The sequence below is a fragment of the Bacillus cereus group sp. BfR-BA-01349 genome (genome assembly GCF_022663795.1).
GTDB lineage: Bacteria > Bacillota > Bacilli > Bacillales > Bacillaceae_G > Bacillus_A > Bacillus_A cereus.
On sequence record NZ_JAKUGE010000059.1, the window covers coordinates 15782 to 34266 of the forward strand.

Consider the following 18485-nt stretch of genomic DNA (forward strand, 5'->3'; position numbering starts at 1 on the left):
CTTCCCACTTCTTATAAATTATTTGTAATATATATCATTGTAATCATTGATTGTTGCCACTATTAATATAAATACACAAACATGTATCCCTTTATATCTTTATTGATAATTATGTTCCACAATAGGATAATTTTTGGTTAAATCTATACTAATATTTCATCCTTTATAAAGCGGATAAAATAAGTATTTTTTCTATATATGTGCGATTATTCAAAATAAACATTCCTATGTATCTAATAAAACTCATACATTATATATTTCAATCTTATAAGAATCATTCTATTTTTCCCTGAAATTCCAAGTTCTGAGCAACAAAAAATAGAAAAGGGGTTCTACAATACATTTAAAATAAGTTTTCTGCATCTAATTCGAATCGTGAAATATTAACCATATAAATTAATATAGTGTATAAACCCCTTTTTGTTATACATCTATATATTTTTTTATATTATATATATCTCGCTCTGTTATAATAGGCTGTATCATAATTACAGGATGTGTTTGTTGCTTCAGTGGTGTTGTAGATAGTATGAAATCTATGTCATAATTTTCTTCTAGTTTAAGTCCATTAGCTATATTTAATGATGTTAAATATGGAAACTCAATTTTATTCCCAAATTTCCGCTTAACTTGAGCTAATATATAATCTCTCCAACAATCTCCCTCTTTTGTAACTATTACAGCTTTTTTAGGTTGTATTCTTTGTTTCATTCGTTGAGATTCAATGTATACGACAACATTTACGATTTCGTCATCTGGTACATGAATGGCTATTTGATGTTTTTTTATCCATTTTGTATATATTTCTTTCACATGGATAAACGTTTTAAAGTAAGTTTCCTTTATAAATTTGGTCGTATATTTTTCTGAGCGTTCTACGTAACTATAAAAATGTAAACGATAAATATTCTTCCGAAAATGTGTGATCATAGAGTAAGTAAATTCATCTTCTTTAATAAAATTATCTCCTAGACGTTCATAAAGTAACTCTATAAAATCTCTTAAAATATTATAAATAGGAATTGTTTGATTATGAAAGATTTTAATATCATTTTCTTTTTCTCTTTCAGGAAATCTAAAAATGAAATTTAAACATTTAAACATCATTGTTAAAATAATTTTTTCTGGAATTGAAAAAGTGATGTTTTCCTTTCTCTGTAGTCCATCTAAATACATGGATATTTTTTTAAAGTATGGAGTATCCACATTGAGTTTCAAGAATTCTTCAACCCATTTTATTTCAAATCCCTGCTGTTTACGCATCAACATAATTGCTATGAAATAAGATAATTTGTATCTACCACTTAAATATAAAACCATGTCTAAAGCATTTTCTATTTCCTTTATATATTTGAAAATTAAATCTTGTTTATAATGAAATGGCCATTCTGAATTTATATATGCTTTCGTATAAAGTGACGTAAACATGAATATAATTTTCCATTCGACCCCTATAACTTTAATCGGTTTTCTTTGTAGTTTTAAGTCATAGTACGCAAGATCTTTTTCTATTTTCTTCAATGCCTTACTGATTGCAGAGGGTTGAATATGCAATTCTTCCGTAAGTTTTTTTATAGTTGTTTCTCTATCTTTCATCAATCTATCCAAAATATTAAATGTTAAAGACTCCCGAAAAAATAAACAGATTATTTCTTCAATCATTGCATGTATTGGCAAAATCAATTGAACACCATAACCTTTTCTTACATTGATTCTCCACCCTTGAGGTAATAAATCCTGTATGAATGATAAATCTCTACTAATAGTCTTTGAAGAAGCATTAATACATGTAGATATTTCCTCAAACGTATACCACCTCTTTTCAGTTGAAATTAATTTCATTAAATTTATTCTGCGTTTAATTTCTGATTGAAGTTCAATTTGGAACCCCGCGAGATCTTCAATATAAGAATCATACATTTTTATCACCCTTAATACGCAAATTTAGCATTTTATATACTTGTATTATAGAACACTATAGTATAAAAATATTATAAATAGAGATGTAGTATTTTTTCTTTTTCCGACAGAAGTCTCCCTTCTCAATTAGTATAAAGGTGTGATAGCACCAACAAATAGGTGGGAGATGAATGTCGGTTGGCGTAAGCCAAAATGTTTGCTACTATATACCTGTACAGATTGCTCTTTAAAAACTGAAGTTATGAGATTGGTTGTAGAAAAATCGTTGCAATCGTGAAATCCTCAACGTTCTATCGTCCCATGTTTGCCGAAGTTGCGAAAACCAAGTTAAAGTAGGAAGTGTAGTGAGTCAACGTACAAAATACTTCAGTTCTTACCGCAGGTACTATGGGTAAAGTCTGCTAGGATAACTGGTGGTAACATCAGTGTTTGTAGGAATCATCCACTTCAAACATGCCACAAGGCTCTTAAGTGGAAATCGTTCAATAAGATTATTCCCATTATATTATCTAAATAAACTTATTTTATTGTAGTAGCATACTAAAATTATATAATATCCACTCGTATGAATAACCTCCCATTAAGATAATGGGAGGTTATTCATACGAGAATTCTCTCATTCAAGAGAAAAAGATTACACACACTTATTTTTAATAAGACTACAGGTATATTTGTATTATGTTTCTCAGATACTATCTATTTTAATATACATAATTTTAGTTACACAGAATATAATTAAAATTCCCTTTAACAAAGGAATAAATATATAGTTTTCCTATTTTTTTATATGATATAATTAATTTACAGAGCAGTCTAATAGGGTCTAATCTCTGTGTTCTTTTTTAATTTATACTCTCTCTTTATTACGAAAAACCATTCTTCTTATAGGGAATGGTTTTTCTTTTTTTATCTATTCATAGGATTTAATATGCTTGTAATATTATTAAGATATAGCTAATCGTTTCATGATATTAAAGCTATAATCCAAATATCACAAAGAAATTTACCGTTCTAAAGGATGCAACATAGTTAAAACACATTCCAGATAAAATTAAATTTTTCATCGAGGGTGAAGTTTTTTTCGGAGGACATCCCGAAATTTCTTTCCTACGGTATTCTGTATAAAACCTTCTTCACCAAATCTTCATTGTTCTGGTTTTTCTCACCTATCATATCTAATCAAAAGTTCAGATATTTTTAATACATTTTCACTTTTCTCTCTCTAATTAATCCATTTAAATTTAATTAATAATAATTTTACCCATTTCCCGTACCTAATTTATATTACTGGTTTCATTATAAAGAGGTTTACTTAAGAAAATACATAAATCCCCCGAATAATGTCCCTTTTATATGGCTATCATTCGGGGGTCAATCCTGTAAAACAAGGAACCTTTTATTATTTTTCTATATATTTAAACATCCACAATCTGAAAAACTTTAAAGTTATCAATATGATAATATATCTGCATTTTTTTCATTCTGCATGTAATACTTTTTCTCTCATATATAATAAATGTTGCAAATCAGTACAGTATGTGATTCTTAATTAATTCATGAATTGTAATTCTTATTTCAATTTTATATGATATTCAACAGTCACATTACTGCCCCTTTCATCTCCTTCTAACACTACACTCCCCTCTAAACCATGAGATTCATATTTATTTTCAAGATAAGCCAGTATGTCGTCGCCATTCGTATCATCCAGTTCCTTTACATATCCATTAAAATGAACTGTTTTTATATCACTATTAAAGGATGCAAAATCATAACTATATTGAGTACTCCACTTGTAAGTGCTTGTATAATATCTTGACCATATTGTGTGTATACCTCCTACAGGAGAAACAGGATATTGACCTTCTGGAGTCATGAAAATATATCCATATATCTCTGGAAGGCCACTTTCTCCATCATTGCTAAATCTGATAGTTCCACTCATATTATAGTTTTTTAGTTCTGCTACTTTCACCTCTTGGTCTTTACGTACCGCATAAATTTGAATTTTATGATCCTTAGAAATTCCAAATCCACGATTGTAATCTAGAAAGTTAATGTTTATATTTCCCTGCTTATCAGATGTATAGGATTTAGTTCCTAAATCTTTTTCACCATCTTTCACTTTATAACTGAACTGAACCGGCTTATTGTTCTTGTCTTTTAACGAATCAACATGTAATGTCAATTCATTCATATACTTACCATCTAAACTTAACTGTTCTTTCTTAAATGTATGAGCCCTTTGTATCTCTTTATCTGATATATCGGGTAATTCTTGTTTTATAGCAGATACCTCTGTAAGAGACACATCGTCCCAATAGACATTTGTCTTATTGTTACCGTGTACATAAATTTGATGAATTGGATTCGACTCAGTATTTTCTACTAAAATATCTACCCTCTGATATCCCTTATTGTTTAGTTTAACTTTTTGGCTTTTTATTGTGGATTTTTCTCCTTTTAGTTCTATGGTAGGTTCTGTATCAGCATCTGCTCTCATATACATGCTAAGATAGTACGTAGTATTTTTATTCAACTCTCCTTTTGTACTCGAAGATAAAGAAATATACGCATTAGAAGATGATGATTGATATTGATTTTTCCCTGTATTTCCTCCAGCAACCTTATTTATACTATTTAATGCCCCTAATGATTGACTGCCACTAAAATTATCGACACTATCGTATATTGAAGCTAATTTAATAGTAAAATTCATTCCAGGTGTTAGTTTCACATCATACAAATGTTGTACGTCTTTAAATTTTCCAGTTTTATCCTCGATTTGTTTTTTAACTTTTTCGGAGGTTCCATTATCAAGAAAAGTCATCACACTTGATTCGGATATTATTTTTCCTTTATAATATAATAAATCATTTTTTTCTTCAATTTCTTCTGGATATCCAATTTTCAGGGCATCTTTTAGAGTTAAAGACGGTGTTTTATCTTCGGGGTCATCATAATCTTTTGCTGCAATACGTTTTTCCGAAACACCCTCTCCAGTATCAACAATAATAGAAGCAGTTTGCGCCTCAATTTGTTGTGTCACTCCACTCCATGTCCCTCCAGTACTGATATTACCATCTACATCTTTTTTCTTATACGTACCCTCAACTTGGGTAGTTTCCAACATAAGTGGTGTAACATTATATAACAACTTATCTAGTTGTTGTTTATTTAGAGTAATAGGATGAGAGTTAAAATCATCCATAGTAGTTATCGCAATTCCATTTTTCCCTTTTTCTGGGTAACTATTCCCTGGTATTATATGATCAGCAGTGGCATTTTCTTTTGCCTTAATCGTCGCGAGTGTAGTCTTATCTAATACAAAATTCGTTGTAGGTTTCACATCATAAATGGCTGCCGTCCCTACATTATTATATCGAACATTGGCATTTAGATATCCTGCTGAAGCTGTATTATATTGTGTTGCGTCTCCCTTAGTTGTACCCCATTCTTTGGCCACTGTTTCAGAATGTTGATAATTGGCACTTACTCCAAAAGACAACAAACCTTCTGGTCCAATTCCAGCTTCAATAGATGCCCCCTCTGTATTTGTATAGGACCAATTATTCGATGAAGTAGACGCAATTTCAGCAGTTTTATTTTCATCTTTTGATATGGTGACATTTTCCAAGCTAACATTGACACTTGGAAAAGCAGCCACCAATGGATTAAATGTTTCTTTTGCATTAGATAAATCCAAATCTTTTGATGCCTTTTCATAGTCACTATAGGGGTCACCAGCAGTGTGCTGTCTAAAAGGATTGGAAACAAACTTTTTATATCCTTTATCAGCTAATCCTTCGTCCCATTTAACAGCTACTCTTCCTTTGATGGTATACCCATTTTCTTCCCATACATCAGGAATGGCATCTCCATCTGTATCTGTATCCTCATCTATATCTCGTTTACTTTTATTGCTAAACAAGCTGCTTTTCGATGCTTTCTTTAAATATGTTTGAGTTTTTTCTTTACCAAATTCAGGATTTCTCAATTCGTCTTGTTGCACTTGCTGAGATTGTTTTTGACTATTTATTTTAAATAATTTCAATTCTTTAAATATTTTACTATCTGGGTTTAACGCTTTATCAGATTGATATTCAATTTTGATGGGAACTAATTTATCTTTTTCTAAATGAACAACTTGTTTCTTTTGGCCTTTTTGCGAAATAACTTTCCCATCGATTTCTATAATAGCATGCTCATCATCCGATAATTGAAAGGTAAAATCTCCAGCTTTTTTGCTTTTTATTAAACCGATCCAACGAATAGATTGATAGGTTTGTTGTTGCTTATCTAATAAAGAATTCGCTGTTTCTAAATCATAAATAAGAGTATTCTCACGTGTTGGAGCAAATATAGTAAGATTATTAAAATCTTTTCCTTTAAAATAATAACCAAGTAGTCCTTTTCGATCCATCTCATTCTTTTGGTTTTCCTGTGTTGAAGAAATTTGATTTGTTTTACTATCTGCAAATACAGTGTCTACGTTCCCATTCAAAAACATAGGAGCTAATAATGTACAGGTTACAACACTTGCTAGCTTTTTCTTCATCCTTTTCATCTCCTTATTTTGTCAGACTATATATCTTGTACGCTTTTAAATATCCTTAAAATACACTTTTGCCACCTTATTGATACCATATTTACCATTTTTTCGAGAATAATTTCGTATTAACTATTATTTAAAATAATTCCCACTTTTATTGGGAAAGTAGAACATTCTTCACTCTTTTCTTTGTCTTCATTAAAACTTACTAATATGAGTGTCTTATAATTTTTATTTTATTACCATCAAAAGGGAGCTGTTGATAAAAACATAAAATAAGGATTTTTTAGCAACTTCTTTCATTTTATTTTTCTCTATTATATTTAATAAAAAGCTGCATAGAAATTAACACCACGATATGTTTAACAACTGTTATTATAAGTAAGCAAACCGTTCATCCTCCTTTACTTTTTAAAAATGAATACGTTCTCATAATATCGCATATTTCATCAAAACCTATAATGTTTTTTTTTGCCTTTTCAAAGAGTAAAAAATATAAGTAAATATTATTTAAAGTATGATATTATGTAATAGATATTGAGTTACACCTATTGCATAACCCTATACTTACCTTCAACCTTATATTAATCTTTAGAAACGGATATTGTTTTTTTACTTGTTTGTTATTGTTATAAAGTAATACATTTCAAGACTAAACGAATATCCCAAACAAAAAGGGTTCCTCAATTGGAACCTTTTTTGTTTTATATTTTTTCTTCTTTATTCGTATTATTTATCAAAGTCATTTTTGGTTTAATATCTTTTGTTTAAGATTGAAATACCATTTCGCTTTATAAATCTAATTTCTCAAGTTCTTCTAAGAATAAAGACACCTACTGATAAATATTTTGTATGGGTTTTAATAGAAGAAAATGAGCAACTATTTCCTAGATTCGACACAAAAATTGATATTGATGTAGTCTTGAAAGACTTTACAATTCTATCTAATGATACAAAATATGGAAACGCCAACTGGTTGAGAAAGGCTGAAAAAATTTATTTTTTTGCAATATTCTTTGACCCGCAACAAGAAAGGTTTATGTAATTGAAACAAGATGAGATTACAAGTCGCATGACTTCATGAGAAGATTACGCTTCAAAACAATAATTTTTCACACAAAATATGTAAACAAATCATAAACGAGAACTACGTAATTGTGATTAAATATCCGAAAGTGAAGAATATGTAGAAGAAAGATATGTTGGCTAATGCAATTAGTGAAGTATCTTATGCTAAATTCAGTGAATACCTTAACTATAAATCTGTAGGGACAGGTCTTAATTTTTAAGAAAGATAGAGGAATATAGGTATCCATGGCTCATACAGCCATAAAGTGTTGGATATCAAGATGGGCGTTTCAAACAAACGTATGAATAATGGAGAGTAGATAAAGCGTACATAATAGTAAAAAAAACAAAGGATGTATTTATATTGCGCAGTAAATTCTAATGGGAACTTCATTTACATTTATCTGAGTAAAGAAAAAAACTATAAGGTTGCAAAGTGATTCCTCAAGAAAGCTTTACGGTCTTTTCATTCCTCTAAACCTTATGTAATTACAATTCATAAAATTCAGCTTATCCGATAGCCATAAAAAAATTGAAGAAAGAAAAAAGATACCGTGCGGTATCCGGATTATTCAGATAAAATATCTGAATAATATTATGGAACAAGATCATTGTTTTATAAAGAAATGCTTAGGCTATATGCTAAATTTCAAATCATTTCAAACACCAACCATTTATTGTATAGTTTGAAAGTCATGCATGTTATTCTTTATATATTTGTTACAGAACCTACATTTCTCTAAAAGCACTCACATTAGTTATCTAAAACAATATTAAATGTTGTTTTAAGAATTTGATAGAATTGTTTCTCTGTTATTGTTTTTTTGAATTTTTTTCCGTTTTGTGTTTGTGTAAAGTTTTGCTTTGTAAGTGAAATATGCCCATTTCCAATCAATTTACAAATGATATACCCTCTATTCACCGGAGACTCTGAATGCGTTATAACTGTATCTTGTATAGTATTTACTTTCTCTTCATTAATTGCTTCCAAAGAGAAAGCGTATCCGATAGACCATGTGTCAGTAAGCTCTGAATCAAAAAAATGTGAGGTTTCACCATTTTCGCCCTTCCGCATTTCTAGTACATGTGTTCCTTTATCTGTATTTTGTTTGCGTACACGATATTGTCCTGTTGTAGAAGAAACAATTTCACCATTAAATGGAACCGGACGTAAAGGAAGATACGATGCAAAACCAGCATCTACTATATAGGTTTCAGTTTTGTACTGTAGGATAATGCTTACATGGCCATCATCTAGGCCCCATTTTTGGGACTTTGAGTCAAAAAGAGTTCCGGATATGCGATAAACATTAAATTCATAGTCGCTTAGAAAATAATATAATAAGGAGTTAAGCTCATAGCATAGCCCGCCTCGATTGTTTAAAAGGAGCTTGCTCCTGATATTTTCCTTAGAAACCTCTTGAGTATTTCCATTCATTATATCTATATTTTCATAAGGTAATAGTCGTCCCATCTGTAAAAGGATTTTATGTAAATCTTGAAATTGTACATATTCTTGTTGAGGCAATTGTAATCTAGAGAAAAAATCTCTCTGAAGTTGCGTCATTATAAGATACCACCTTTCATTAATTGAATGGAATTTTAAATCCACATTACATTGTGATTATACTACATTACGTATTATAAATATAATGATTAAGTTATCAATTTAAATAATATATTAAGCATCAAGTCACATACTCAACAACCCAATGGCTTATATTCGCTTAATTCTTATTTTTTGTAAAATTAATTATTATCCTTTAAACATATTAGGATAACATATAAAAATGGCGATAAGCATTCTAAAGGTTCTCGTTTGATATTGTACTAATTATGAATTTGAAATATGGATTCTCAAGATTTAAGGAAAATCTCAATCTGCCAGAGCGGGAATGAAAATCTTGTATTTGTTTTATCGACACCCATTCTAAAATTGAATTGGTAACATTAATGTTCATACCAGCTAATCGTTTATTTTTCTCGAAGCACGTAATATACTTTTTCCTTTCTATACTGGTGTTTAATCAAATCAATATTACAGTTTTGTTTATCTATTAACAGTGCACGAATAGGGAATTTTTTTACTTTTCCATTTGTCATTAAGAATCTATTATTATATTATAAATAGGTATTTTCTCTTATAAGGGTATGCCAAAACTCATAAATATTCCAAACGGAGTGCATAAAAAATCCGTCTTCTTTGAAGAATGTTAGCAATCAAAACTATCTTCAGAAAGGACGGATATTGTTAACCAATTAAAATGAAATTCTTCATCATGTAACGCTAATTTTAAAAGGTTAACATTCTTTTCAATCAATTCATTATTCTAAGCATACTTCTATCCTCGTAAAATAAGAATCTATTTTTTAAATAACTCATACAGAATGATAGTATAACCATCTTTATATATTTCTTGTAAAGTTTTTGTACCACAAACAAAAAATACTATTTTTCCTGTATTATCATAGAATGAATGGAATTTTTATTTTGTTATTTTAACTTTATAATAAAAGATAAAGATTAATGACTGTCTCAATGTAGACCATGTATTAAATTTCGGATAAATTTACAAGCATCAGGTGCTTCTTTTTGAATTTGTTCTCTATCTGATATTTTAGGTGAATATAAGTAATTAAAAACACCTGCAAAAAATTCCGCTGCATCTTGTTTAATATATGGTTCTATTGTAATATTACCTCTCTCTCGATTAAATATTTCAATGAACTTACTAGATTTTGATTGTATCTCCCCTTTTGCCAAATAATCTACAGCATGACCAAATTCATGAAGAAGAGTATTAGTGTCATTTCCTTCATTGTTTTTATGCCCCAAATGATCAATTTGTATAAATAATGTTTTAGAAATGGTATCATAATAACCTAATACACCTTCCTTGCCGGGTATTAGAATTTTATCTGTAATAGTAAATAATGTTTTATTATTCATATTTTTCATTATATTTAACAATAAATTGTTTGGTACATTGCTGACTAATTGTTTTATAACTGTTTCCGTTCTGTCAATGCTAGCTGATGTATATAGATTATCTATTTTCAGACTTAGTAAGTTTTGTTTTAAACCCGTTATTTCTTTAAATTTTTGATTCAAATCACTTTCTGCTTTTTTTACTTTTTCTTGAATTTTAGTTTTTGGTACTACGTCTCCTTCTAGTTTAATAACTTCTCTTCCTTTTTCAACAATAATACTTGTTTTTTTTATTTCAATTCCTAAGTTTCTGTCTGTTATTATATGTTCTTCATTTAATTGTCCTATTTTTGTTCCTTTTGGTAGCTTCAATGAAAGCAAAATAGGTGTTGATTTATTTGTAGTATCTTGTGTTAAGTCTGCATTCATGAATGTATTGATAGCCCCATACTTAAACTCATTAACTAATTTAGTATATTTTGTTCTATCTATTTTATTTGGGGAATTCGGTACATTAAAATAACCTTCTACATATCCTAAATCTTTTCCATTCAAATTTTTATACACATTCAAAGATTTGGTTAATTTTGCATTTTTATTATTCAAAGCTTTGTCTATTTTATCTATATCCTCTTTATCTTTTTTAGAAAACATCTCTGAATTTTGATCGAATTTACCTATTTTTTCATTTAATTGTGTTAAGCGTTTAATATCATTTAAAAGTTTTTTTTGTTCATTATTAATTGTTTTTTTCCAATCTTTAAAGTAAGTATCGGCCCATTCTTTTGCTTTCTCTTTATCTCTTCCAAAATCTAGAGTTTGCTCTACTTTTAGATTTAATGAGTTAATTTGATTTTCAGCAGCGTATACCGTAGTAGAGGATATAAAGTATTGTCCTAATAGTGATACAGTTGCTATGCAAATAGATAAATTTTTTATTGTTTGTTTATGCATTATATTTTTCCTCCCTTTTTACTAAATTATATTTTTTTGTGTAATTCTTTTTAGCACTATTCCCCCTATCATTATTTTATGTGAATCCTTATAGATTAATTAATAAGTCTATTTACTACTATAGATCAACAAACCATCCTCTTCTATTTTCTTTATTGAACACGTTTTTATAATACCGTAAATTTCAATACAACTTATTATATTTTTCTCCCTTTTTAAAGAGAAAAAATAATAAGAAATATTGTTTATATATTAATTGAAATAGATGTTGATTCACATCTATTGAATAACCCTACACTTTCCCTCAATCTAAAAAATGAATACCCCAAACAAAAAAGGATTCTAATAAAGAATCCTTTTTTGTTTATACTCTTTTTCTTTTATATTCGTACGATACATCATAACTGATTTACTTTTAAATTCTTCTGTTTGCAATTGGAAAATATCACCTGAATATTCCCCCGAATTCTTTTAAATATTATATAATATGCTATATCAAGAATACATTTTACTTTTATTATCTATTTAGTACATATAATATAATCTTACTAAAAAACTGAAAGATACTTTTTTAATCAATGGGTTCAAATCAAATAATATCAAATTATTAGAAATAGATTTATTTAAACGAAGCGATTTTTTATAATCTTTCTGCTAATAGTTTAGTACTATAATCTAGATTGTAATCCCTCGAAGAAATATAATAATAGAAAAATTTCTCCTCTAAAAATCTTGTTGCCATTCTGAAAACTAAATCAATAAGTGGATCAAAATACCTCCCAAAATAATTGTTCTACTTTCATATATAATAAGCGAATAGATCACAAATATCACCTAGCTGATATTTGTAGCAAACAAAATACTTTTTTGAATAAATCGCTTCTTTTGAATTGAATTTTTGGTATGAATTTTGAATTTTATCTTATACTATTCCTCTTTATTAATAGTGAATTGTGAAATTAGCCCTTCTAACTCTCTCACTTTCTTTTTTGTAATACCTGATGTATTAGCTATTTCTGTAATTGTTTTTGCTTGTGTTCGAATGGATTCTCCAGTTTTGTGAGTGTTTTCCACTACTTGAGTTGAATTTTCAGATATAATTGATATAGATGCATTTATCTCTTCTAACCCAGCAGACATTTCTTCTGTTGTAGCAGATACTTCCTGAATTTGATGTGTTATTTTATTAATATCTTTCATTATTATAGAAAACGATTGTTCCGCTTGCTGAGCAGCAATTCTCCCCTGCTCTGTTTTTTGCTGTCCTTTTTCTGTTACTTGAATTGTATCTTGTGAATCTTGTTTAATAGAAGTGACTAAATTATTAATTTCATTTGCAGATTTTTTAAATTGTTCAGCTAGATTTCTCACTTCAGCTGCAACTACAGCAAACCCTTTTCCGTTACTTCCCGCACGAGCTGCCTCAATAGCAGCGTTTAAAGCAAGGAGGTTGGTTTGTTCAGCGATATTAGTAATAACATTTAACGCCTTATCAATATGCTGTGTGCGTGTAACAAGTCTATTAATAGCTTTGGAGATTTCTTCAACAACTTCATGCACACTATTCAATTGAAGAATAGATTGTTGAACTACCTTACTTCCATCATTGGCTCGCTCTGTTGTAGAAACTGCTAATTCTGCAACAGTCGATGCTGAATCAGCCACAGTTTGAATACCAGTTGTAATTTCTTGCATCGCAATTGAGCTTTGCTGAATGCTTATAACTTGTTCTTCTATTTGTTTGTTCACTTTATTAGTTATTTGATTAATCTCATTAGATATAGTAGATGCATGCTTTGTATCTTGTAACATACTATCAGTAGAAACAATAACTCCTTGTGTAGTTATTGTTACTTTCCCAATAAGCTCTTGTAAATTGTTTAGCATATAGTTAAAAGATGTTGCAATAATCCCCATTTCATCTCTTACTTTATAGGTAGATCGTATGGTTAAATCTCCTTTAGCAACTTGCTCCATATTATATTGTAACAAATTAATAGGATATTGAATCGCACGTCTAATAACATATCCAATAGTCATTACAATTATTATTGCTATAATTGAAATTAAAATAAATGTAAAGATAATATTTTTCGCACTATTAATATTATCTTCCTGTAATTTTTCTGCATGTTTATTATTTTCAATGATAAGATCTCGAATAGATTGAGTTGCTTCGTTAATACTTGGATTTATTTCTTTTAAATAATAAGTATATGCTTCTTCATTATTTGTATAACCTAATTTTCTTACACTTTCCATATGTTTTTCTAACCTATTATACGATTCGATAAATTTTGTATATAAATTTTTTCATGTGATGAACTAATCCTAGACTCAAATTGTTTCAACAATTTTTCATTCTCTTTACTTGCTTCATCTATTATCACTTCAAGTTCTTTCATTCTTTTTTCATCTGTTGATATCATAATTCCCATTAAATTCATGTTTATATGATAAAAATTTGATTCTACAATTCCTATCCATTGTATCGGAAGTAAAGTATTTACATACATATTAGAAGAAGCTTCTTTTTCTTGTTTCAACCCTGAATATCCCACTAAAGTCAATATTACGAAAGTGAAACATACTATAACCAATAATACATTTAACTTTGTACTAATCCTAATTTGTTTTAAATTAAAAATCAAAAAACCACCTCATGTTTTCATATTACGCTTCTTCGATTCTATTTGCATTTAACAAGCTTTTTGCTAGTTATTCAAATTTTTCCTATGAATAATTCTGTTTTTTTATTTCGTATATTAAAATTTATGTATATTAGAAGTGAGATAACTAAAATTTTTGTGATCTATTACGTTCACAATCGATATATTAATGAGCTTGAGATTCATTAATTGAATAAAGAACCAGAATGATCTAGAGAGCCATTCTGGTTATAATTACAAACAATTTAGTTATTATACGGTGGAATGAAAGTATAAAATTTGCACCCTCTATATCTTAATCTCAATACTTATACCAGAACTCCAATTTAACTACAGCATTTTCGGTATTAATTTAGCTTCAACCTTCACATATTGTCTTCCTTTTTCCGTTATTATACTGATATTAGAAATATTATAACTGTATCCTCTATCTACTAATAATTCATATTCATTATCATTAGGATCTGCATTACGAAATGGAGTTACGTATGTAGCATTGCTTCCTTTTGGTAATGTTAAATGTAAAAGTATAGGTCTAGATTTCCAAGCAATTTTAGGATCTTTAATTAACGAAGTACTCATAAAGGCATTTTCGGTAATAGTTTTATTTAAAAACTGCTCCTTGAATTCTTTGAATTTTTCGGTATTTATTTGAAGCCCCTCTTTTAAATCACCATCTTTTAAATTAAAAGCTTCTTCATTTACTCTACGATATACATTTATTGCTTGGTTCGTTTTTGATTTTTTTAAGGCATTATCAATATTTGAAATTTTTTCATCAATTTTAGAATTAAGCCCAACATTACCATTATTTTCTCTTAAATATTCATTTATTTCTCGGTAACTTTCACCAACATAATTTTCCAAAGCACGTACTTCTTTAGCATTCAATTTTTTATTTAATTCTTCATAGTTTTTTTTCCCCCATTCATCTGCTTTCTTTTTATCTTGTTCAAAATCAATAACTTTATCGATTCGAAGTTCAAAAGTATCTTTTAAAGAATTGCTATTAGATATTTCATTCTTACAACTAATATAATTATTTTTTTGCTGAGTAGCTTTATCCGCATGAACTGTTGTAGATTGTAGATAAAGCGATGATGAACTAACCATTAAAACTGTAAGTAAACTAGTTACTATTTTTTTATTATTCATAATTCTTTCCTCCTGCTTATATAATAAAATACGTACTAATGATATCTTATAAATCAGCAGAACTTATCATAATATTTTTCCCTTTTCAAAAGGGAAAAATAAAAGTGAATATAGTGTAATTGGTAAATTAAAAGATTTTTTATTTTTTAACTATAAACCTCATAACTGGACACGTACCAAACAACTTCTCTCTTAAGTTTTATCAAAATATTTATTTAGTATAATACCAAATACTTTTGTAAGAATCTAAATGGTGTTATTTTTTAGTTATGACTCGATTTTAGTTTCTGTAGAGGTCTCATGTTTTGAATGGGAGGATTTAATTATGAAATGCTATGCAGCTAGAACAACTCAATTTCTTGGAATGTAATACTCTACTTCCCCTTTTTGTTACGCCATTTTCCATGTGATAAATTTAAAATTCTCAACTATAAAATAATATGTTAGATATACTAATCTATAGTTTCTGTGATAGAAAAAATTCTTTAATGTTAACAAAGTAGCAAATAATTAGTTATTATTTTTATCTCGTTTCATTGTATTAAGAAGTTGTATATCTAACACACCTACTTCTTTTTATTTAATTAATTCTAGCTATTCATCTAAAACTATAAATTTCTTCCCAATCGATATACTAATTAAATATATAATACATCCCCATTTCTCAACATACGCTTAATAAGTTGCTTTTCATAAAATTTAATATCTTTCCTACTAACTCTTTCTCTAAAGATATATTCTTTAGTAGTGTCTATTTCTGATGCAGCTGCAGATTATACCAGGCTAATTGCCACTTGTAATACCTTTTACAATTCAAATATATTATCAAATTTATTTACGAATCCCCAGATTAGCTGCAACTATTAACAACATCGATGAGGCTGATATTCTAACCAGGTTAACACTAAGAGATTTATCGAAAGATGTATAGAAAACAAATTCATTTTTATACTCTTTATTTTATGTCACCTTTTTCTGATAGATTGACAATACTTCCCTTTAATTTTTTCCCTTTTCAAAAAGGAAAAATTAAAGGTAAGTATTGTTTATATATATGTTAGTATTTGAAATAGATGTTAAGTTACATCTATTACCCTATACACTCATATCTTATATTGGCAATTGATATGTTTCTTATTCTGTTATTTATTATATACATAAGACAATAAATTTCAGGATTAAATTCATATCCTAGTAAAATTCTCCTGTATACAGGAGAATTTTACTATTATTTTATCAGTTTATAATATATTTACTTACATTATTCTTACAGAGAGACAGAATGACGTGTTAACCAATGATAAATAAGCATTTCATTCTTCAATATACCTTTAAATTTTCACGATTGCTTTAGGATCTAAGAAATAATAAATTTATATAAAAAATATACGAAGGCTAGCCTTGATATCTATATCAACATAACACGGAAAAATTCATGAGGATTTTGTCCACTATTATCTAAACAATATCAAAAGGATAAGTACCCTTTTGATTATCTTTTCCTAGCTTGAATCACCATTTTACTTTTAAGAAAAATTATTTCAATACGAATTACATCCTATTTGCTAAATTCCGAAAACCATAAATCATTAACTACTTTTTATGATTCAATAAAATTGTTATTTTAACTTTTCTTCAGTTACTAAATTACAAAACTGATTTTTCATCTAATTTATAACATGTTCTCAAGATAAATAAGCAAAAGGCATACTTATGTTCTACTACGCATAAGTATGCCTTTTGCTATTAAATTTCACTAAATATTGTTGTAAAGCTTAAATCAGGACCTTTGCTCTCGCAGAACTTAATGTGTTCTTTCACATTGACGACTGAAAAATTATATAAGCTGACTTTGATAAGCATATGGATAAATCTATCCTATATGACAAAACAATATAGACGAACAGATCAGCACCTTTTATTCATTCAAAGTTTTATAAGATTTTCACTTTCTTAATTAGTGTTAGTTTCTATGTACCGACTTATTACTCACTGATTATGCATTTTATTGGTTTTATGTGTCGATTACGAAATACATATTCGTTTATCTCTTCTCTTAGTAACTATCACATGCACCTTGTTGCTATGAATTCATATTTACAGGCGATGCAAGTAGTCAAATGATTAATTTCTTTTTCATAGCAGGAAAGTCTCTGCAATTATTGATGAGTCTCCTGGATTATATTGAATGCCTTCCAATTCGAGTATGGGTAAGAAATCTAAAAAATGGTAGAAATAATCCTGAAATTGTAATAGATACTTTTGAAAAAACCAAAACAAAAAGTGCTTTGAAAAGAATCTTTTTACACAGTAATCAAGAGCCTTAGTACACATCTAATTAATATAATCAACTTCTAAAAAAATCTACTACAAGAACTAATATGTCTCGAGAAAGAAACTGCTTAGATAACTCATATATCGAAGGGGTTTTTCATTGATTTTAAAACAGAATACTTTAATTTGCATTTTTTTACACAATGACTTTTGAAGATAAGGCGACCGTGTACCAACATATTTATTTTTTATAATTGATAAATATCACCATTTTAAAGTGTTCTCAAATTCAATTTTCTGTACATTCTTATAAAAATTATATAATTTTTTATAAACTTTCCACATAAAAAATCTAAAATTGAAACATATTGACTTAATTTTTTATACTTGACTATATATTTTAACGGTGTAACATTATATATGTTGGTTAATATTTCTATAAATGGAAGGTGTTTTGTAATGTTGACTAAATTGCAAGAAAACTTTTTTAACCGGTTAAAGATGTCTTGGAAAGAAGATGTAAACTTTAAAGATTTACATGGGATTCTTCTGCAAATGGGATATGTATTACCCTATGAAAATTTAGACGTTATGGACAAAAATATCAGAAAAATTACCAGAGAGAATATCCAAAATAAATTATTATTAACCCATCGTGGAGGGCTATGTTACGAGCTTAATTCCTTATTGTATTATTTTTTAATCGATTGTGGATTTGATGTCTATCGAGTAGCTGGTACAGTTTACGATTTAGGTAGTGATACGTGGAAACCAGATGATGGGCATGTGATTATTATTTTAAACCATAATGATCAGAAATATATTATAGACGGAGGATTTGCCTCACATCTTCCTTTGTATCCAGTCCCATTCAGCGGGGAAGTCATTTCATCTCAAACAGGGAAATATCGTATTCGTAAGCAAAATACTGACAAAGGAACCTATCTACTAGAAATGAAGAAAG

The 18485-nt window shown here is 28.5% G+C and carries 8 protein-coding genes and 3 pseudogenes; 2 read left to right on the top strand and 9 right to left on the bottom strand.

What is annotated here, in order from left to right:
• Positions 1-423: 423 nt before the first annotated feature.
• Positions 424-1920, bottom strand: coding sequence for a BglG family transcription antiterminator (locus MR169_RS24160; protein ID WP_242320151.1), 1497 nt, complete (start codon positions 1918-1920; stop codon positions 424-426).
• Positions 1921-3490: 1570 nt separating this feature from the next.
• Complete coding sequence (locus tag MR169_RS24165) at positions 3491-6478, bottom strand: binary toxin-like calcium binding domain-containing protein (protein WP_242320152.1); 2988 nt, start codon at positions 6476-6478, stop codon at positions 3491-3493.
• 1372 nt (positions 6479-7850) lie between these two features.
• Between MR169_RS24165 and MR169_RS28550 the strand changes: the two are divergent.
• Positions 7851-8283: pseudogene (locus tag MR169_RS28550) on the top strand (DDE-type integrase/transposase/recombinase); the annotation flags it as partial.
• 11 nt (positions 8284-8294) lie between these two features.
• Here the strand turns inward: MR169_RS28550 and MR169_RS24175 are convergent.
• The 7 genes and pseudogenes from MR169_RS24175 to MR169_RS28565 all read right to left on the bottom strand — a co-directional run.
• Entirely contained in the window at positions 8295-9110 is an 816-nt protein-coding gene (locus MR169_RS24175) for an arylamine N-acetyltransferase family protein (RefSeq protein WP_242320157.1), read from the bottom strand.
• Positions 9111-9302: 192 nt separating this feature from the next.
• Positions 9303-9552: pseudogene (locus MR169_RS28555) on the bottom strand (IS4 family transposase); the annotation flags it as partial.
• A gap of 524 nt (positions 9553-10076) precedes the next feature.
• Positions 10077-11423, bottom strand: coding sequence for an anthrax toxin lethal factor-related metalloendopeptidase (locus tag MR169_RS24180; protein ID WP_242320153.1), 1347 nt, complete (start codon positions 11421-11423; stop codon positions 10077-10079).
• 927 nt (positions 11424-12350) lie between these two features.
• Positions 12351-13685 (bottom strand): methyl-accepting chemotaxis protein, encoded by a 1335-nt coding sequence (locus MR169_RS24185; RefSeq protein WP_481746822.1) that lies wholly within the window; start codon positions 13683-13685, stop codon positions 12351-12353.
• An 8-nt stretch (positions 13686-13693) separates the two neighbouring features.
• Positions 13694-14074, bottom strand: a complete 381-nt coding sequence (locus MR169_RS28560; protein WP_481746823.1) for an MCP four helix bundle domain-containing protein — start codon at positions 14072-14074, stop codon at positions 13694-13696.
• A gap of 348 nt (positions 14075-14422) precedes the next feature.
• Complete coding sequence (locus tag MR169_RS24190) at positions 14423-15247, bottom strand: ADP-ribosyltransferase (RefSeq protein WP_044798434.1); 825 nt, start codon at positions 15245-15247, stop codon at positions 14423-14425.
• Positions 15248-15888: 641 nt separating this feature from the next.
• Positions 15889-16002: pseudogene (locus tag MR169_RS28565) on the bottom strand (recombinase family protein); the annotation flags it as partial.
• Positions 16003-17980: 1978 nt separating this feature from the next.
• Here MR169_RS28565 and MR169_RS24200 point away from each other — a divergent pair.
• The coding region (locus MR169_RS24200; RefSeq protein ID WP_242320154.1) for an arylamine N-acetyltransferase family protein at positions 17981-18485 on the top strand (505 nt) is incomplete at its 3' end.